Genomic DNA, 20,391 nt, shown 5'->3' with positions numbered 1-20,391 from the left:
AGTCCAAGGAGGTTAATTCATGGGAAATTGTGATAATCAAACAAGGGACAGTATCGTTCCAACCGCACATAATAATTACGTTGATCGTAACGGAATATTAACAATGGATAGAAGTGGGTTTAATGTTAAGCGAACTGTTGATTACACAAATACAAATTGGATGGCTAATATTCCTGATTCTCGTAGGATTGGTGAATTATCAATTCCAGGAACACATGGTTCCATGGCACTTCATGGTGGAGTGGCTGGAACTATAGGAGATATAGCTATAAATCAAACAATGAATCTTGAAACGCAATTAAACTCAGGCATCCGATATATTGATATTCGTTGTAGGCATTATCATAATAATTTTGCTATCCATCATGGACAGATATATCAACACGCATTTTTTAGCTCTCATGTTTTAGAACCCGTGATAAGGTTTTTAAGGCAAAATCCCAGTGAAACAATTTTAATGCGTATAAAAGAAGAATACAATCCAACAGGTAATACAAGAACTTTTAGTGAAACTTTTGAATCTTTCTGGACTCCAAATCAACGGTATTTTTGGAATCCAGCTAGTAATAATCCAACATTAGGAGAGGTCCGAGGGAGAATTGTTGTATTACAAGACTTTCCTGGTTTTAATAGAAATTTTGGTATTGGTTGGGGACAGTTAGCCATACAAGATCGTTGGGAAGTCGCAGGTCTTAATGACATATATAATAAATGGATATCAGTTAGAAATCATTTTTTTAACGCAATGAATAATAGAAATCGAATTCATATTAATCATTTAAGTGGCACCGGCGGTTTTGGTGAACCAAGGCCCTGGTTTTTAGCAAGTGGCTATAATAACCGAAATAACAATAGTCTTTTAAGGCTTGCATCTAGTGGTCCTGCTAATGGATGGCCAGATTTCCCACGTAATCGTCCCACGGCAGGGCCTGTATTTTTTGGAGGAATGAATGTCCTTGCAGCTAAAAGAATTTTAGACCATAGATTTACTCACACAGGAATTATTGCTGCTGATTTCCCTGGAAGAGGATTAATTGAAGGCACAATTGCGTTAAACTTCCCCGATGTTTTTATGGGTACTCATCAAATAGTAAGTTTTTTTGCTGGTGGTCATGTTTTTGATTTAAATGCTGCTAACTCTCGTATTATCTTATATAATAATCATTTTGGTAACAACCAAAGATGGAGATTCGTATATAATTTTAATATGCAGGCATACCAAATATTTAGTGTTAACCATCCAAATCTAGTTCTTACTATCGACACTCCTGTCATTAGAGACAATGTACGTGCTGCACAAAATGTAAATCGACCAGAGCAATTTTGGATTGTGGAAAGAGGTAATTGGGGGGGGGAGAAATTAAGAAGCTGGGCACATCCTCACTTCGTATTAGCTTCAACAGGTGGTAACGGAACGAATATTGCGATAATTCCGGACGGTGGTGCTAGAACTGAAGAATTTACTATTAGACCTATATAGGATTCTGTTGCAAAGTTTCTTAACGGATAAAAATTTAGGTTCGATAAAATTTAATCTCATGCGATTGTAAGTAATTTTTGCAATTCATTGTACGTTGAAAAACCGCAATTTGGTCGCACAAACTGCGGTTTTGTTTATATATAGTATGAACAGTTTCAATACCTTTCAAGGTACGTGAAGCATGGCGAATTTTGAAATCCTCCGGATTTGACAAAACGACGTTTTACATGTCTATGGTCCTGTTCTATGAGATTATTCAAATGCTTCATTGTACAATGCGTTGTATGTTTATAAAATCCTTGTTCCTTTAATTTTTTGAATGCACAAAGTAATGCTGGGGCTTTGTCTGTTGTGAGAACCGTTGGTTCTCCAAATGTTTTCACTATTCTTTTCATAAAGGCATAGGCAGCCTGATGATCCCGTTTTTGCGAAGGTGAATATCCAATGTGTGGCCATCTTTATCGATTGCTCGATAGAGGTAAAGCCATTCGCCTCTCACTTTGATATAGGTTTCATCCAGGTGCCAAGATAGCTGTGCTGATTTGTTTTTTTTCCAAATCTGATAAATGAGATTTCCATATTCATGAACCCAGCGCATGATGGTTATTGGATGCATCGAAACTCCACGTTCTTTCAGAATTCCAGAAAATTTTACGATAACTTCAAGATATCGCATGTCTGATTCTTCTCGTCTCTTTTTTTCTAGACTGTAACTAGGTTTAAGAAACTTTGCAACAGAACCGTTTCAAAAATTTCGTGTGAGGTGTGATTTCTATATTATATTTGTTTTTTGATTGGTGTAACAGGGATTCTAGCAATTTCTTTACTACCTCTTGTTTTATCATTTGTTATATCGTTAATTACAAGTACCATTCTTGTACCATATTCAGCTGAAACTGTCCCACTTCCATTTTTGTATCTCGCTTTACCATCATGATATTCCCATTTTTCCCATTCCTTATCCAACCAAGAGACGCTAGGAGTAGGATTTTTTTCATTTAAAGTTTTCACCATAGTAGCACCACTTTCGTATTTAGGTGTATACGGTGAATTATTGCTATATGCATATTTCGCATTACCAAGAACATCGACGTTAAATTGAACATTAGCCTTTGCTTTCTTAGTTTCAAGAACACATATAACCTCATATTTCTTGTTAGCAGGTACATTAATTGATTGAGAAGGTAATGTGTATTTTACTTTATTGCTTGTTGAGAGAGAACCTGTCTTACTAAAATTATAGTTTACTGTGAACTTGGCTGAACCTTCACCAACAAAGAAATCAAATTTCACACTTTCTTCTAGGCTTGTACCCACAGAATGTGTTGTTGACGATGTGGCTGTTTCTGAAAATTCTTTTTCAAACTGAATCGTTTTAAAAGTTTGATCAGTACCTGTCTTATTGTCAAAAACATCATCATCAACAAACAGAGTTTGCCCCTCTTCATATTCCGTACTCCCAACTTTTGAAACAGATTTATCAATAATTTGATAATTATTGACTTCTCTCATTGGATAGGTGATAGGTAACGTTCCTTGTGGATGTTGTTTAGTTTTATAAAGATAATCTCCATAAAGAAAACCCACGTCCGCTAAAGAATCAGAGACTTCATCCGCAAAAGTATTTACACTACCTCCTGTTAAACTCCCGATTCCAATTGTTAAACCACACATCCATTTAAGCAACATTCTTTTTCTTTTCATACATTTCTCTCCTCTTTATATATTTATTACATTAGTTCTAGTTTAATTAGTGTCATAGAATCCCTCAATATAAGTGCTTAATTATATATTTTTAATAAATATACATATGATTCTTATTCATTTTTTCTTTTTTTTCGTGAAAATCGTATGGAAGTTCCCCTTAAATAGTACATTTAAAGGGGATTTCCGTATAAAAAATAAGAAATCTAGCTATTATTGTCATAATTTTCCCGTTATTTAAAAGACCTATTTGTGGTACAGCCGCATGCCCATCAACTTAAGGATTTTTACTACCCCTAAGTACAAAAAAACGTTATTCTTTCTAAACAATCTAAGAAAAAAGCAACCTTTCTTTTTTCTTATTCCCTCTCGTATATTAATATTTAAGCCCTACCTTAGGCTTAGCTTTTTCTGTAATAAGAGTCCTGCAATAAATAAAAATACTTGGACGTCTCAAGATATTTCTAGATAATGGTCTTAGGATCATTTAGGACAATTCTGCATTCCCCTGTGGATTTACCACACGAAAAGAGTGTTTCTCAGTGAACGCGCGGGACTCCCTACTCGCAGGCTGACCCTCGAACCTAGATGTTAGTAGCTCTGGGGCGGTTTTCGATTCAGGACTAGCTCTTATACACGAGGTTGTTGGTCGGCGTACATATCAGTCTGGTCGGTTCACCGCTGAAAATACTTCATTATCTCGTAATGGGAATCATTACTTGCGGTATTACTTAGTTGAAGCCGCCAAATCTGTAAGGAAGCATGTATTGGAATATCAAGAATATTACGCAAAAAAGTATACTGAAGTACCAAAACATCAACACAAACGTGCACTCGTTCTAACCGCAAGAAAATTTGTGCGATTGGTGGATGCGCTACTACGTAATCACCAATTCTTTATGCCTGAAAGGTGTGTGAACGTGTGACATAAAACTTGTCATCGCTACCTTTCAATTAATTCCAATATTTCACATATGTTGCTGGTCTAGTTTCGTGATGTCTTTTTTAAGCAATTTGTCCTTTGATAACTTCAAAAGATATTATTTTTCAGTTGACATACTACCGCAGGTCTCGTAGTAAACGACTTAGTGGTATCAATGTATATATGACAAACACCCCTACAGATATTGTCCCGATGGGACAGGTACATGACTGGTATTCTTTGCGTTGGCAAATCGAAATTTTATTTAAAACGTGGAAGTCATTCTTTCAAATTCATCATTGTAAAAAGATAAAACCAGAACGATTGGAGTGCCATTTATATGGCCAATTGATTGCCATTCTACTCTGTTCTTCTATCATATTTCAAATGCGCCAATTGCTCCTTATAAAGAAAAAACGAGAGCTTAGTGAGTATAAAGCCATATATATGATTAAAGACTATTTTCTTCTTCTATTCCAAACTATACAAAAAAACACCCAAGGGCTATCAAAGGTGTTACTTCGCCTGTTCAATCTTCTACAGCAAAACGGGCGGAAATCTCATCGATATGAGAAAAAAACGGTCTTTGATATATTAGGTGTCGTTTACAATTGTACCCTGTCTGATAATCAAGCCGCTTAATTCAAAAAAATGAAACCCGCTAGGGTTTATTTCGTATGCAAATCTTTCAATCAACTACACTTGCCCTTTAGAAAAAAGAAACAATCTCGTCTAAAATTGACTTTGCATAAGCTTAGCTTGATGGATGTGGGGTCGCACCACACATCCATCAACTTAAGGTATCTTTTTATACAAAATGTGTGTTTTTCACGTAGTCTTTTATTATCTTTTATAGATAACATAAAAGTAGGCACATCAAATAAACCCTAACGGGTTTCAAATTTTTCGCTATGCTACCTGATAGGCAGAGGTGGTATACTCATACACAACACCTAAAATATCAAAGACTGTTTTTTTCTCATATCTGTGAGATTTTCGTCCGTTTCGCTGTAGGAGGTTAAACAGACGAAGGAGAATCTTTGATAATTCTTGGGTGTTTTTATGTAGTGCTTGATGAAAAAGTAAGAAATAATCTTTAATTATGTACATTGCTTTATATTCACTTAGCTCTTTCTGTTTCTTACGTAACAGGAGTTCTCTCATTTTAAACATAGTAGAAGAACATAATAGGATACTAATGAGTTGTCCATAAAGGTGGCATTCTAATCGCTCTTGTTTAATAGATTTACAACGATGAATTCGAAACCAAGATTTCCATATTTTAAATAACAGCTCAATTTGCCAACGCAGTGAATATAAATCATAGATTTTCTCTTTTGGTACCCATTCCATAGGAATATTTGTCATATATACCGTAATTCCTTGTAAAAGTTTCGTACGCTCTGTATATGTAATCCCTTTTTTCTTTTCACGAATAGCTCGATCATGTAGACGTTTCTGTTTTTGCTCCTCTGTACATCTATAAACCACAATGCGAGTGGGTAGTTTGTCTTTGCTCCCTACATATACATCATGTAATTCATACACTTGGCCAGGTTGTAATTGGTTCATGATGTCTTCCAAATGAATTTGCATATATACCGGTCTCAATTGAGCAGGCTTTGTTTTAAATACCACTGTTTCGAATTCTTTTCTATATATTTTAGTTGGTAATTTAAGACGTGATAAATAATACCCTTCCTTATCTTGGATCGATTTAAAGTCTTGTAAACGAAAATACCCTAAGTCACGAATATATAGTTCATTCTTTTGTGTCATGTCCATTCGAGTCGCCCCATATGCCTGATCACTTCGTTTTCCTGGCTCAATTTTCACATCAGAAAACTCTCCACTCAACAAGTCATACTCTAATTGAATTTTTACACCAGCCGTATGACTACAGCCTCCGGCACCAGGATAAGTAGCTGCGAATCGATTTGGAACTTGAAAGGTTGTAGAATCAAGGATGCGAATTCGCTCAAAGTAAGCAGAAAGAGAATGAGAAATTGTAGATGACCCTCCAATTTTAGCTTGTAGAAGTATAGTAAATACAGTTCGAAAGAAGGCTACAGAAGCCGAGTTAAATCGTCGATTAAGTCCCTCAGGACTTAATAAAATTCCTGTTGAAGTTTCTAATTGACTACAAAGTTGAGTAAGAGAGGTTGTAGCGATTTGTTGATTTAACCATACACACAAAGATAAAAAATGGTGCCCATGGCACTTACGTTTTCGTTTCATTCCACCTGATTCTATAGCTAATTGATTAAGTGTAGCGGGAGACATATATCGATATAACTCTTCGGCAAATAAAGACAGCTCTTGTTTTTGATGCATACTCATAAAAAACACGTCACCCTTTCTCATTAACATAAGAGAATAGTAACGTGCTTTTAAGTTTAAGAATAGTCTAAATCCTTAAGTTGATGGATGTGTGGTGCGACCCCACATCCATCAACTTAAGGTATATTTTTATACAAAATGCGGTCTTTCTATATAGTTTTTTATTATCTTTTATAGATTTTATAAAAGTAGGCATATCAAATAAACCCTGACGGGCTTCAATTTTTTTACTATGCTACCTGATGAGTAGAAGTGGTATACTCATAAACAACACCCAAAATATCAAAGACTGTCTTTTTCTCATATCGATGAGATTTTCGTCCGTTGTGCTGTAGGAGGTTAAACAGACGAAGGAGAACCTTTGATAATTCTTGGGTGTTTTTGTGTAATGCTTGGTAAAAAAGTAAAAAATAATCCTTAATTATGTACATCGCTTTATATTCACTTAGCTCTTTCTGTTTCTTACGTAACAGGAGTTCTCGCATTTTAAACATAGTAGAAGAACATAATAGGATACTAATGAGTTGTCCATAAAGGTGACATTCTAATCGTTCTTGTTTAATAGATTTACAACGATGAATTTGAAACCAAGATTTCCATATTTTAAATAACAGCTCAATTTGCCAACGCAGTGAATATAGATCATAAATTTTCTCTTTTGGTACCCATTCCGTAGGAATGTTTGTCATATATACCGTAATACCTTGTAAAAGTTTTGTACGCTCTGTATATGTAATTCCTTTTTTCTTTTCGCGAATAGCTCGATCACGTAGACGTTTCTGTTTTTGCTCCTCGGTACATCTATAAACTACAATTCGAGTAGGCAGTTTGTCTTTACTCCCTACATATACATCATGTAATTCATACACTTGGCCAGGCTGCAATTGTTTCATGATGTCTTCCAAATGAATTTGTATATATACGGGTTTTAATTGAGCGGGTTTTGTTTTAAATACTACTGTTTCAAATTCTTTTCTATATATTTTAGTGGGTAACTTTAGACGTGATAAATAATATCCTTGCTTATCTTGAATAGACTTAAAGTCTTGTAGACGAAAATATCCTAAGTCACGAATATATAGTTCATTCTTTTGTGCCATGCCTGTTCGAGTCGCACTATATGCCTGATCACTTCGTTTTCCTGGTTCAATTTCCACATCAGAAAATTTTCCACTCAACAAGTCATACTCTAGTTGGATTTTCACACCAGCTGTATGACTACACCCTCCGGCACCAGGATAAGTAGTTGCGAATCGATCTGGAACTTGGAAGGTTGTAGAATCAAGGACGAGAATCCGCTCAAAATAAGAAGAAAGAGAATGAGAAATCTTAGATACTCCTCCAATTTTAGCTTGTAGAAGTGTAGTAAATACAGTGCGAAAGAAGGCTACAGAATCCGAATTAAATCGTCGATTAAGTCCCTCCGGACTTAATAAAATTCCTGTTGAAGTTTCTAATTGACTACAAAGTTGAGTAAGAGAGGTAGTAGCGATTTGTTGATTTAACCATACACACAAAGATAAGAAATGGTGCCCGTGGCACTTGCGTTTTCGTTTCATTCCGCCTGCTTCTATAGCTAATTGATTAAGTGTAGCGGGAGACATATATCGATATAGCTCTTCGGCAAATAAAGATAACTCTTGTTTTTGATGCATATTCATAAAAAGCACGTCACCCTTTCTCATTAACATAAGAAAATAGTAACGTGCTTTTAACTTCAAAAATAGTCTAAATCCTTAAGTTGATGGATGTGTGGTGCGACCCCATGCCCATCAACTTAAGAACGGAAATAAAATGAATTTTTTTCATATAAACTAAGAAGCTCTTAAAATATTTGATTTCCTTAAAAATAGGCATATTCAATAAACCCTAACGGGTTTCATTTTTTCACTATGCAGCTTTCTTTTGTTTTCTCAATCCATTATACTCATAGACAACACCCATAATATCAAAGACTGTCTTTTTCTCGTATCGATGAGATTTCCGTCCATTTTTCTGTAGTAGGGTAAACAGACGGATTAGAACCTTTGTTATCTCTTGGGTGTCTTTCTGCATGGCTTGATATAACAGAGATAGATGATCTTGGATCATTCCAACTGCTTTGTATTCACTTAATTCTTTTTTCTTTTTCTGTAGAAGTAATTGCCGCATTTTAAACATAGTAGAGGAACATAGGAAAATGGTAATGAGTTTCCCATATAATTGGCACTCTAATCGTTCTTGCTTTACCGTAGAATAATGATCTACCTTGAATAATGATTTCCACGTTTTAAAAATAATCTCTATTTGCCAACGCAATGTATATAATTCATGTACTTGTTCCATCGGAACCCATTCCCAAGGTGTATTCGTCACGTACACGTTTAACCCCGCTATCAATTTACTTTTTTCTGAGTACGTTCTATTTTTTGATTTTTCTTTTTCAGCTATCTTATCTCGTCGTTTTTGAAGTTGTTTTTCTGTTAATCGATTAAAAATGACGCGTGCAAACAGTTGTTGTTTATCACCGACATAAGCATTTTTTAATTCAAATGTTTCTCCAGGTTGTAATTGCTTCAAAATCTGTTTTACATCGATTTGTATGTATTTCGATTGTTTCTTAATTGCACCATTTTTAAAGTATTCTGGGTTTGGATTTTTCACATATACATTCGTGTTTAATTTCAATCGAGAAATATAATAGGTGCCACGTTGATCCATTTGAGCTAAATCTGAGCTAGAAAACTTACGTTGTCGCTTTATAAATCCGATTTCTCTTGCAAGTTCTTCTAAAAATACAGGTTTAACATATCGCTGTAATTCTTTCGCAAATGCTTGTAGCTCATCTTGAATCGAGAGATTCATAAGAAAACGTCATCCTTTCTAATCTAGCTTGTTTAGAAAGAATAACGTTTTTTGGTACTTAAGAGTATTAAAATTTTTTAAGTTTATGGGCATGGAACTAAAAAAAGATTAATCAAAATGGATTCCTCACTTTTGGGATGAACTTTCCCCCTTTTATAAAAAAGTTGGATTAAAAATCCCTTGGAATTCTTTAATTGAAAGAAGCAAAGTAACAAACATCGTATCTTTATTTTAAAGCCACAAATAGTGATTTTATAAGTGTTAAAATGCCGTCACAAAACACCGTTAAAATGGTATAATTGGTTTATAATAACATTTTATAGAGGTGATTAAAATGATATACAGTCTTGTGAATATAGGAGTAAGTCTGTTAATTGGGATTATCTTTATATCAACTTCATTACTATTGAAAAAAAGACCACCAACAGATATTAATGCAATATATGGCTATCGAACAACTAGGTCTATGAAAAACATGAAACTTTGGGAAGCTGGAAATAGGTATAGCGCTGAAATCATGACACAAAATGGATTTATAATTATTATACTAGGAAGTATTATCAGCCTATTTTTAAATAACCCTTCCACTGCAATACTTTTAATTATGGGATCTATGCTATTACTAATAATCAGTATGATTATTAGAGTGGAGAATAAGCTAAAAAAACTGGAAGAACCATGTAGCTAAAATTTTTGTATGGAGTATTTGTGAATCGTTATAAAAAAGTTCGATTAAAAATACTTTGCAAACTTATATTGTACGATAAAAAAACGAATCTATTTTGAAATATGATTCGTTTTTTTGAATAGGCATTAGAAAGAAATATATTTTTTTGTACTTAGGGGTAGTGAAAATTCTTAAGTTGATGGGCATGGCCTCACCATACCATTTCGGAAAAATTGTACGTTTAGAAACAAAATAACCAATTCCTTGTAAGTCAAGGAACTGGCTATTGATTTTACTGCTTTATGGTTGTAATTTAGTTTTTCCTACTCCCAATTACTATCTCCAGTAGTTATGGGGTACGGAAAAATCACCATCAAGCCAAGAAAAACAAAATACAGAAATATATTAAAATTTCTTTCTAGCAATTCAATAAAAAGCGCTGTACAGAAAGAATGGCATATTAAATAGCCATTACGGGTTAAAAATATTTCATTTTTTATTTTGATAGATGTTGTTCGTATGCAATACCTGAGATATCAAATACAATTTTCTTATGATAACGATGTTGATTCTTATTTAGAATCGTTAACGTTTATACCCTTGGTTACATGTGCAACCGGAATGCTGGTCATCATTGTTAGTATAATTTTGATTATACATACTACTAGAGTCATTTTTATAGTTGTTTGTATATCCTTGGTGATACACATCGCTAGCATTCTGATTCTGGTTATAATTCCCATTATAATTTTGCTCATACATAGTACCTGTATTTTGATTGTAATTATACCCTTTCATACAAATCAACTCAATGCTATCTATATAAAATGTACCTTCGGTTTCTCCTATTTCAATTCGTACACGATCACTTTCTGGGAATACCTCTACTGTTTTTGTCATGTATCCTTCTTCACAAGAAGTGAACTTCAGTGTTTCCTGCTTTCCATTACAATCCATCATCGTTACATACCCTTTTCCAGGACCTTCTTTTTTTGCAATCACACGTAACATATATCCATGATGATCTTGGGCATGCAGATTCTGAGATACCCCGGCACTCCAGTTTGATAGAACTAATACTGAAGATCCATCCATTTGTTGTACCGCTGCCTTTCCTGTTGCATGCCATCCCTGTAATCCTTGTGTAAAGTCACCATTTGTTATGACATTTCGTGCAGCATATAAATTATAAGCTTGCATGATACGTGCGTTTAACCCTTGATATAAATCATAGTTCATACCTGGAGCATCCGGTAACCAGGCATGGTGTACATAAGGAATCGACTGTACCAACTGATTGGCGTTCTGAATATGATCTAAAGTAATATGATAGTGTAACTCTTCACCTTGTGCATTTGTGAATAATGCATCTACAGCCTGTTTTGCTGGATCATAGGCTTGTTGTGTTTCCATTTGTTTTTTCTCCATGTGTTGATGCCATTTCTTTTCCTTATGTTTCACATGCGCCAATGCTTCACCTGTTAGTGGTCCTTCTTCAATGACTTCTAGATTCCCTAATGTAGCGTATCCATCTGGATTAGAAATTTTAAATAAGACATCAATACCTACGTTTGTATTTGTATCTACTTCTCCGGTGTCAATATGAAAATCAAATGGATGACGATCGTGACACTTCACATGCTTTTTACCTAGGTTTGACGGGCATGCATACATATCAGAAGCATATCCATCTGGTACTGGTGTAGGATACCCTTGGCTCATTACAGACTGGGACGATACTTCACAGCGATAATCTCCACATGAAGGGGTAGGCTGCATATAGGCCAAATCATTGGGAACATCCATAATGGCATCAATTTCTTTCCCGTAACGTGTTACCACTAATTTCAGATCTTTACTACTCCCCACAAACCCTCTTACTCGATACCGTGTATATGGTTTTAATTTGGATTCATCTATTTTTTGATAGATATAGGTTGGGAATAGAGTTCCATATATGTCTCGTGCTCCACGCATCTGAAGAAAGTTTCCTTTAAAAATAGAATTATTGGATCCTATGATAATATCATTACCGAATGTCCAATCATTCCTAGGAAAGTCTCCAAAGTCTCCATTTTGGAGTAAATTTCGAGACTGACTAAATTGTTTTGCCCGTTTTACTTCATCCCATAACATCATTTTTTCTTGTGGATTTTGTTCGTCTGACATACATTCTATAAAAATGGCCGCTTGATCTATTTCATAATCTGTCGTTTCTATTTTTAACGTATTATTCGTATCACTTGTAAGCATAGGACTCACAACCTTTTTCGCGTATTTGTTAAACAGCGATACCTCTACTTCAGTACATACTTTGGTTTAATTGATAAACAAATCGTTCACCGCGTTTTTTGTTTTTTCTAGGCCCTGTTCTCCCTCATATTCTAAAGTTGTTAGATCAATTGGGATAAATTCAATTTTGTCAATGATAAGTTGTGGAGAAGTTTGATTTTGTATAATTATTTCAACACCTGATTGATTAAATGTAGTAACTAAGGTCTCCACATATCCAAATGTATTATTAGAACCCGTAGATGAATAAGGAAAATCACCAGTTGCAGACCCACTCAGCGACCATCTTTGTACCATTAAACGACCTGAGTACAAACCTGCATAGCGAACTCTAACACGGTAATTTTTATTCGTGGGCGCAGAAGTTAAACGTATTTTTAAACGCCCTAAATATGGTAACCATACTACATTTCCTCCTGTATGACCAGGTCCAGCGCTAACATAAGCGCCTGATTCTAAAGCAAAAGCTTTCACAGCCGGTATTTGTGAAATTTTATCTGGATAAATAGTATTACTTTTTTTCATACTTATATGTGTCCAACCATATACGTTAACTCTGGAGTCGTTAAATTGAACACATGCCGCATTTGATAATCTATGAGAATAATTTGTATAACTAGGTTCTAGATTCTCAATACCTGGTAACGTAGATTCAATTGTCATTCGGCCTTGTCCATTATTATTTTCATCATACAGGTATTTATATGGTGTTGACGTACTAAATTCTGCACGTGAAACACAAAACCGTTGCCGTGTGTATCCAAGCTCTGCTCTTGTTTCATAGATACCTAATGAAACAATTTTAAATATATCGGAAGGGCTAAAAAGCAAATTACGTGGATCATTACTCGTAGTAGTTCCAGATAAACGATAGAAAGTACCGTTACCCCTTGTGTAATCTTCAGCATGAAGAGTTCCTACCCAACCGCTAAAATAAACCGTAAAATACTGACTATATATACTTATACTGCTAAGCCAAGTAACTAAACCCGGTCCCCGTGTTCCATTAGCTTCTAGCGTATTAAAAGCATTGGGAAAAGTCCGTTCCCAACGAATACTGCTTCCTGAATACCCCACTGGATCTGTATAAATTTCCCTAGTCAACTCTACATTTGTTGCTAAGGGATATTTTTCAAAATCATAAGTTGGAAATATAGCAATAACATCCAATACCGCCAAAGTCATTTCTCTACGAAATTTATTAAATTTCAACCAGGTTTCAGTACTTGTACCTGCCTGTTTTATCTGATCTAAACCCTTGTTATACCACTCTACACAATAATTGGTATACTGTTCTATCGCATCTTTTAATCGCTTGTTATAATCCATAGTAGGTGATATTAATTCCTCTCCTACTTTCTCCGCCCCCAATAATTCTCCCCATTTTTCTTTATATTGAACTGCATCTCTTAATAGTAATAAATGCACATTTGCAGCTTGTGCATAAATAGGCAATAATAATATTTGAGCTTTACTTTCTGATAGCCCCCCTTCTATAAGTGCAATGAAAGCTTTGTCCGCATCTATGAAATCCCTAACTACATTCTTAAGTTTCTGATTTGCTGGATCCTTTGGTTGGCCTGCATCAAGCCACTCCTGAAGAGAAGCAAGATAATATTTTCTATGGACAGCCAATGCACCGTTAAAATCTGCAGCTCTACGATTTAAAGTATTCACATCTATCTCTTTACGAATTATAGATAATAAATCACATATAGAAAGTGTTGCCACAGATTGACCAGAAGATGGAATGAGTTTGTTTATTATTGACAATATTACAGGAATTCCACCTATACCAGGTTCTCGCAAGAATTGTATAAGGTATGTCCCAATAGTTACTATATCCGAGACTGATTTCCACGTATCTTGCCATGGCCTTCCCTGACAAGCGTCCAGGTTAATAGGGAATATATTTGGATCATTTGCAAAAGGATATCTGTTTGGCATATTTGTGTTATTCGATGAAGATTCCAATATTTCATATTGATTTTGATATGAATTCATCTTCTTCACTCCTTATGTGGTTCCTATTTTTAAGACACTTAACAAATATATGCCAGGTGTCTCTTTACATATTCGTAATGCTCCTATGTATTCCTGTAATAAAGTTTCTACAAATATATCCATTATTTTTGGTAAAATATTAATTTTTTGGACCTTCTCTTTGTGTATTGCATGTATTTTTCTAAACTTTTAATTGTTTGTAGAACGATTTTTTTATTTTTAGGAGTGAGGGAGGTTCTGGTGCAAAGAATGAACAGGGATTACATAAGACATGGATTCCAAATGGCATCAATGGTTCTGTTGCAAAGATGTCTAAGCAAAGTTAAAATTTAAAGAAAATGACTCGAGGAGCATGATACATGAGATATTTTAAAGGAAAACAATTCAAGAAAGATATTATTTTGGTAGCCGTTGGCTATTACTGTCGTTTTTCTTTAAGTTATCGTGATGTATCTGAAATTTTGAGGGAACGTGGCATCTCTGTTCATCCGACAACGATTATGCGTTGGGTACATGAATATGGAAATCAGATGTATCAAATTTGGAAAAAGAAAAACAAATCCGCACAGCTATCTTGGCACCTGGATGAAACCTATATCAAAGTGAAAGGCGAATGGTGTTATCTCTATCGAGCAATCGATAAAGATGGACATACATTGGATATTCAACTTCGCAAAAAACGAGATCATCAAGCTGCATATGCCTTTATGAAAAGACTAGTGAAAACATTTGGAGAACCAACGGATCTCACAACAGACAAAGCGCCCGCGCTACTTTGTGCGTTCAATAAATTGAGAGAACAAGGCTTTTATAAGCATACCACTCATTGTACAATCAAGCATTTGAATAATCTCATTGAACAGGATCATAGACATATCAAGCGACGTTTTTCCAGATCCGCAGGATTTCAAAGTCTTCGCCATGCTTCACGCACCTTGAAAGGAATCGAAACAATTCATGCTATATATAAACGAAAACGAAGTTTGCAACAACCAAACTTCGCTTTTTCGACGTACAATGAATTACAACAATTTCTAACGATCGCATAAAATCTATCTGCAATCATACCAACTTTTTATCTGTTAAGAAACTTTGCAACAGAACCTGATGGAAGAACGAAGATTATCTTTGTCCCATACAACCATTATGCGCTGGGTTCACCAATATGGACCAGAATTAAATGAGCGGATTCGCAAACATTTGAAACCAACGAATGATTCTTGGAGAATGGATGAAACATACCTTAAAATTAAAGGAAAAAACATGTATTCAAAGGAAACACGATTGATTTTTACTTGAGTAGGAAACGAGATGCAAAGGCTGCTAAGCACTTTCTAAAGAAGGCTTTGGCTTCTTGTCATGTCGCAAACTGTGAATGATGATAAAGCGCATCACGTTGCGATACGGGAATTAAAAGATGAAAAGTACATACCACATGGTATGCCACTTCGAGTAAAAAATATTTAAACAACATAATTGAACAAGGCCACCGGTTTATTAAAAAACGGATTCGGAATATGCTTGGAGTGAAATCATGGCAAACAGCTAAAAAAATGATTGCTGGAATAGAAGCCATGCATATGATTAAAAAAGACAAATCAACTTAAGGGAACAGTCTGTCCAAAATCAAAATAGATGTATTCATCAGTTATTTGGGGTAACTGCTTAAGAGTAGATTCCATTCGGAATCTATGTCTTTTGTAGTCTTTGTTCATTCTTTGCACCAGAACCCTTGTATTCCTTTATTAGTTGTTTTTCAATCAAATTCGTATGATCGCTTGTATATTTTCCTATCTCAAAATAAATCAATACAAAATTAATTAATCCTCTGTTGGCATAATATCTTGTTCTAGGCTCATACCCCTTTAAATGATAGAGTAATCTATCCCTAACTTTTGATGATTTACCTATATAAAGTGGTGTATTAGGGTAATGAGCTTTTAACTCAAATAATACATATACTGCGTTACAATTCATCTGTAAATTATCTTTGATATCATTAGCCTCAATAAATAAATGCGGGTACATGAATTCTTCTTTTTTCTCAAAAGCAAAAAGAATATCTTCGGGATTCCTATACAATATAAATTTGGCTTTCATCACAATACCCTCCTTTTTCTAAAAGAGTTTTCCATTTATCCAAAACTGAACTAATTTCAAGAAAAAATTTATACAAACTTTCTTTCACTTGGCTATTACCTTTGTAAATACCCGTATTTATTTCCCTTTTATGTACAACAATCCCTTGATTATTATAAAAGGACACCTCAACTAGATACATTTCCCACTTTAATTTTACTAATGAAGTAACATATGATGAATCTTGCAGTGGAATTAAAAACACCTCATCTTCGGTATATTGATTGTATATTTGAATTAAATTAACACTTAACATGTTCTTTTGTAGTCCAATAAAAAGTGTTCCTTCTATAGGATTCCAAAAGTGGTTTTCAAAATCCCTTACTAACCTTTCATTAGCGATATTTCCAGACAAAATAATTTCGGTTTTCCAAGCTTTATATGTGTCATTTTCAACATCTGTAATAGAAAATGCAAAGAAAAAATTATTTAACTTATTCTGCTGAATTAATAAAACACAACGATTCAAGTTATTATCCATCAAAATAGTTCCTCCTTACCTTTTCAGTCACAATTCTATCCAATCTAACTTATTAAAACACCATTTTGCTTCATGTCTTATCCAAACAAAAGGAGTGATACTCCATCTTTTAAAACTACTCGCCATCTGCCACATAATAAGAACTACATACCTTTAAGCACACATACCTAGATATATGTGCTTAAGTCTATTTTAGGGTGCATAACTTAAGTACATATACCTGAATTATGAAAAAGGCTTATCATTTCAACATTTTTCAACACTCTTCTCCTAAAAAACAAAAGATTATACAGCTTTCAAAACCGCAACTTAATACCCTTTTACAATAAGGAATTTCATGTGAAAACAGGGACCCACAAAATAACAAAAAAGTCTTGCTTTAGAAACAAGACTTTTCCCTTTTTATTTTTTCTCTATTGCATACCGACTATCCTCTGAACCACATAAACTTGCCGCGTTAACTTTTATACTACATTTTCCTAATTGTCGCTTTACTTCCGACTGTAATTTTTCATTTGCTTCCTCCAAAGAACTTGCTGAAATAATCGTAGATTGTGAGTCTGTTACCTTGCCACTATACATCACTGAAAAGTTCAATTCATATTGATATATCAAGATTCCTCCACGGTTCTGGTGCAAAAAACGTGAAGTATATGAAAATGTTATCTCAAACTTGGACATACTGATAGTATGAATCTAAAAAAGGTGCGTGATCCATACGGAAAAGAAGGATGTATTTAAGTGGAAGCATTATCAACCACATCATTTTATTAACTGTGCGTTGGATACATCAATATGGGCCTGAATTAAATGAGTGAATTCGCAAACATTTGAAACCAACGAATGACTCTTGGAGAGTGGATGAAACATACCTCAAAATTAAAGGTGAGGACATGTATTTATATCTCGCAATTGATTCCAAAGGAAACACGATTGATTTTTACTTGAGTAGGAAACGAGATGCAAAGGCTGCCAAGCACTTTCTAAAGAAGGACTTGGCTTCTTGTCATGTCGCAAAACCTTGTATCATAACTGTGGATGGTGATAAAGCGTATTCCGTTGCGATACGGGAATTAAAAGATGAAAGGGTTTATTGGCTTTGTTTACTGCGGTCGTTTAGAAATTTCTTTTTGGATTTTGTACGGTGTCCCCTAATGAAGTAGTTGGCGCTATTTCATTAGGGGTGATGAACCTTTTTTGGTTTATCATATGGATATTTCATTATAAATAAATCTATATCTATAAAATATAAATCGATCAACCACTCAACTACTCGATTGCCACTCAATTAACAAGATATTACTATCAAAGCGCGCAAATGATACCACCTCATTATTATCACGCATAATTACTCAACCAACCACCGGTCGCTTATAAAAGAAGGTCGGTGTGATCTTTCGTAGGTTGAGTAGTGATTGGTTGGTTTTGTTAGATCAAACGAAGTTGCAATCGCTTTATTATTTCAAAGTGACTGATCAGTGAGTGCTTGTTTCCATATACAAGTTTTAGAGAAAAACAAAGTATGCATTTCTAATAAAGCTGATTGGTTGGTAAATTATTTTTTTAAAGGATTAATGTAAAAAGTTCACATAATAATAATTTGATTCTACTAATTAAATTATTATATAGGGAGGATATAAATAGAGGAAATCGATTTGATACCAAAACCTTTTTTCGAAACTTTAGGAGAACATGGTACAACTTATTTCGTATATGGGTACAAAGTTGCGAAGCCTAAATTATATTTAGGTGAATTTAATTCATTAAAAGAAGCTATACAATTCATCTATAAATATGATTATAATAAGCCTCAATGGCTAAATGCAGACAGAGACATTAGTGAATATAACAATAAACCATCTAGACCTGAAAGTGATAATAAATGGTATAAGGGCGTAATTGAAAAAGAATATAAAAAGTATGCCGATTTTAAAGATTGGAAGAAATAATATTAGCAAACTCTTTATATTGTAAATATAATAAAGTAAATTATACTTGAGTGCCCTGATTATTACAGTTTAAAACAATAGTTATGAATGAATCATATTTTTTATCAATGAACTAAGCTTTATAAATGATATTAAGGATAATCAAATAAAAAAGACTACCAAAATGAAGTGCACCTCCAATTGTTAGACACATAATTAACAATTGGAGGTGCATTTTTTATGGCTAAATTTTCTTCAAAAGATAAAATACAAGCAGTAAAACGATATCTAAAAGGTACGGAAGGCGGAAAAAATCATTGCTAATTCTATAGGGGTTCATCCTAGAGAACTTTATCAATGGATTAAACGGTTTGAATTTTCAGGGGAAAAGGCGTTTGAAAAACGCTATACAACTTACTCTCTCGAGTATAAACTAGATGTAATTCATTGTATGAATGAAAATGGGACATCTCTGAGAAAAACAGCTGCTTTTTTTAATATTCCTTCTTGCGAAACACTCCGAAAACGGAAAGTAGCTTATGAGACAGAAGGATTAGATGCCCTAAAATCAAAGAAAAAGCTAAACTAACAATATTTAAAACAAAACGAAGTATCTCTTGAAGGTTCTATAGAAGTGCTACAAGCAGAGAATGAACGTCTGTGTATGGAAAATGACTATTTAAAAAAGTTGAATCCCTTAGTTCAAAAAAAGAAAACTTCACAGACCAAGACAAAGTGCAATTGATCTATGAATTAAGGCATAAATACAAGGTCGTTGACCTTGTGAAAGTCGCTAGTATCGCTCGTAGTACGTATTATTACTGGATGAAACAAGCGAAACGTCCAGATAAATATAAGAAAGTTAAAGAATTAATTAAATCTTTAGTGAGAATTTTGGGAGGTATGGTTATCGTCGTATTACATTGGAATTACATAATCGAGGCCATGTATTAAATCATAAAATTGTTCGACGTTTAATGAATATCCTGGGAGTAAAATGTCTCGTTCGATTAAAAAAATATCGTTCATATAAAGGGACTGTCGGGAAATTCGCTCCGAATATTTTAAAACGTAATTTTCACGCATCAAAACCAAATGAAAAATGGGTAACAGATGTGACGGAGTTTCACTTACATGGTAAAAAAGTATATCTATCACCCATTTTAGGCTTATATAACGGAGAAATTATAGCTTACAATATAGAACATAGACCTGCCTATTCCCTTGTTTCTAAAAAGTTAAATAAGGCGTTTCAACGTTTGAATGATAAGGAAACTCCTATTTTACACTCGGATCAAGGTTAGCATTATCAAATGCGACAATATCATCAGTCGCTAAAAAAACATAACGTTATCCAAAGTATGTCCCGTAAGGGAAATTTCTTAAATAATGCAGTAATGGAAAATTTCTTTTGCTTATTAAAGTCTGAATTACTTTATCTTAAAGAGTTTGAAAGTATGGAACAATTTAAGCAAGAACTAGAAACTTATATTCATTACTATAATTACAAAAGAATTAAAACCAAACTAAAAGGATTGTCCCCTGTGCAATAACAGAGTTCAATCCTTAGTAGCTGTTTAACATATTTAT

General features: G+C 34.2%; 13 protein-coding genes and 7 pseudogenes. 10 read left to right on the top strand and 10 right to left on the bottom strand.

The features are described from left to right. Positions 1-19 precede the first annotated feature (19 nt). On the top strand, positions 20-1,480 hold the full coding sequence (locus MHH27_RS29905; protein ID WP_340945372.1) for a phosphatidylinositol-specific phospholipase C domain-containing protein: 1,461 nt from the start codon (positions 20-22) through the stop codon (positions 1,478-1,480). A gap of 56 nt (positions 1,481-1,536) precedes the next feature. Here MHH27_RS29905 and MHH27_RS29900 read toward each other — a convergent pair. Beyond that, positions 1,537-2,120, bottom strand: a pseudogene (locus MHH27_RS29900) (IS6 family transposase); the annotation flags it as partial. A 137-nt stretch (positions 2,121-2,257) separates the two neighbouring features. Further along, on the bottom strand, positions 2,258-3,184 hold the full coding sequence (locus tag MHH27_RS29895; RefSeq protein WP_340945369.1) for an ETX/MTX2 family pore-forming toxin: 927 nt from the start codon (positions 3,182-3,184) through the stop codon (positions 2,258-2,260). A 653-nt stretch (positions 3,185-3,837) separates the two neighbouring features. Between MHH27_RS29895 and MHH27_RS29890 the strand changes: the two are divergent. Further along, positions 3,838-4,110, top strand: a pseudogene (locus MHH27_RS29890) (transposase); the annotation flags it as partial. Between the two features lie 98 nt (positions 4,111-4,208). Continuing rightward, a pseudogene (locus MHH27_RS29885) lies at positions 4,209-4,748 on the top strand (transposase); the annotation flags it as partial. A gap of 267 nt (positions 4,749-5,015) precedes the next feature. Here MHH27_RS29885 and MHH27_RS29880 read toward each other — a convergent pair. The 3 genes and pseudogenes from MHH27_RS29880 to MHH27_RS29870 all read right to left on the bottom strand — a co-directional run. Beyond that, the gene (locus MHH27_RS29880; RefSeq protein WP_340944859.1) at positions 5,016-6,446 is read right to left on the bottom strand and encodes an IS4-like element ISBce2 family transposase; all 1,431 of its coding nucleotides are present in this window, start codon (positions 6,444-6,446) and stop codon (positions 5,016-5,018) included. 230 nt (positions 6,447-6,676) lie between these two features. Beyond that, the gene (locus tag MHH27_RS29875) at positions 6,677-8,107 is read right to left on the bottom strand and encodes an IS4 family transposase (RefSeq protein WP_097833444.1); all 1,431 of its coding nucleotides are present in this window, start codon (positions 8,105-8,107) and stop codon (positions 6,677-6,679) included. 229 nt (positions 8,108-8,336) lie between these two features. Continuing rightward, a pseudogene (locus MHH27_RS29870) lies at positions 8,337-9,170 on the bottom strand (IS4 family transposase); the annotation flags it as partial. A gap of 454 nt (positions 9,171-9,624) precedes the next feature. Between MHH27_RS29870 and MHH27_RS29865 the strand changes: the two are divergent. Further along, positions 9,625-9,978: an SdpI family protein gene (locus MHH27_RS29865; protein WP_061530306.1), complete on the top strand. Its 354-nt coding sequence runs from the start codon at positions 9,625-9,627 to the stop codon at positions 9,976-9,978. Positions 9,979-10,542: 564 nt separating this feature from the next. Here MHH27_RS29865 and MHH27_RS29860 read toward each other — a convergent pair. Continuing rightward, positions 10,543-12,210 carry a pesticidial crystal protein gene (locus MHH27_RS29860; protein ID WP_340945363.1) on the bottom strand — a complete coding sequence of 556 codons (1,668 nt, stop codon included), beginning with the start codon at positions 12,208-12,210 and terminating at the stop codon, positions 10,543-10,545. A gap of 66 nt (positions 12,211-12,276) precedes the next feature. Then, positions 12,277-14,253 carry an insecticidal delta-endotoxin Cry8Ea1 family protein gene (locus MHH27_RS29855; RefSeq protein ID WP_340945360.1) on the bottom strand — a complete coding sequence of 659 codons (1,977 nt, stop codon included), beginning with the start codon at positions 14,251-14,253 and terminating at the stop codon, positions 12,277-12,279. A gap of 359 nt (positions 14,254-14,612) precedes the next feature. On the opposite strand from MHH27_RS29855, the gene MHH27_RS29850 reads away from it, so the two are divergent. The 3 genes and pseudogenes from MHH27_RS29850 (at position 14,613) to MHH27_RS32115 (ending at position 15,860) form a co-directional block, all read left to right on the top strand. Then, positions 14,613-15,302 carry an IS6 family transposase gene (locus MHH27_RS29850; protein ID WP_340945357.1) on the top strand — a complete coding sequence of 230 codons (690 nt, stop codon included), beginning with the start codon at positions 14,613-14,615 and terminating at the stop codon, positions 15,300-15,302. Between the two features lie 79 nt (positions 15,303-15,381). Continuing rightward, a complete protein-coding gene (locus tag MHH27_RS32120) occupies positions 15,382-15,552 on the top strand; it encodes a hypothetical protein (RefSeq protein WP_445688830.1) in 171 nt (56 codons plus the stop codon). Beyond that, positions 15,549-15,860 (top strand): annotated as a pseudogene (locus tag MHH27_RS32115) (DDE-type integrase/transposase/recombinase). The gene MHH27_RS32120 and the pseudogene MHH27_RS32115 overlap by 4 nt, the downstream one beginning before the upstream one ends. Positions 15,861-15,942: 82 nt before the next feature. Here the strand turns inward: MHH27_RS32115 and MHH27_RS29840 are convergent. The 3 genes from MHH27_RS29840 to MHH27_RS29830 form a co-directional block, all read right to left on the bottom strand. Beyond that, positions 15,943-16,353, bottom strand: coding sequence for a GIY-YIG nuclease family protein (locus MHH27_RS29840; RefSeq protein WP_340945356.1), 411 nt, complete (start codon positions 16,351-16,353; stop codon positions 15,943-15,945). Then, a complete protein-coding gene (locus tag MHH27_RS29835) occupies positions 16,328-16,876 on the bottom strand; it encodes a hypothetical protein (RefSeq protein WP_340945353.1) in 549 nt (182 codons plus the stop codon). The genes MHH27_RS29840 and MHH27_RS29835 overlap by 26 nt, the downstream gene beginning before the upstream one ends. A gap of 399 nt (positions 16,877-17,275) precedes the next feature. Next, a complete protein-coding gene (locus MHH27_RS29830) occupies positions 17,276-17,488 on the bottom strand; it encodes a hypothetical protein (protein WP_340945350.1) in 213 nt (70 codons plus the stop codon). A gap of 94 nt (positions 17,489-17,582) precedes the next feature. Here MHH27_RS29830 and MHH27_RS29825 point away from each other — a divergent pair. The 3 genes and pseudogenes from MHH27_RS29825 to MHH27_RS29815 form a co-directional block, all read left to right on the top strand. Continuing rightward, positions 17,583-17,961, top strand: a pseudogene (locus MHH27_RS29825) (DDE-type integrase/transposase/recombinase); the annotation flags it as partial. 552 nt (positions 17,962-18,513) lie between these two features. After that, positions 18,514-18,822 carry a hypothetical protein gene (locus MHH27_RS29820; RefSeq protein ID WP_340945574.1) on the top strand — a complete coding sequence of 103 codons (309 nt, stop codon included), beginning with the start codon at positions 18,514-18,516 and terminating at the stop codon, positions 18,820-18,822. 219 nt (positions 18,823-19,041) lie between these two features. Beyond that, a pseudogene (locus MHH27_RS29815) lies at positions 19,042-20,382 on the top strand (IS3 family transposase). Positions 20,383-20,391: the final 9 nt, after the last annotated feature.

It is taken from the genome of Bacillus sp. FSL L8-0152 (genome assembly GCF_038006365.1).
GTDB classification, from domain to species: domain Bacteria; phylum Bacillota; class Bacilli; order Bacillales; family Bacillaceae_G; genus Bacillus_A; species Bacillus_A cereus.
The sequence above is the reverse complement of the archived record's forward strand: the minus strand, read 5'-3'. Positions and strand labels throughout refer to the sequence as shown.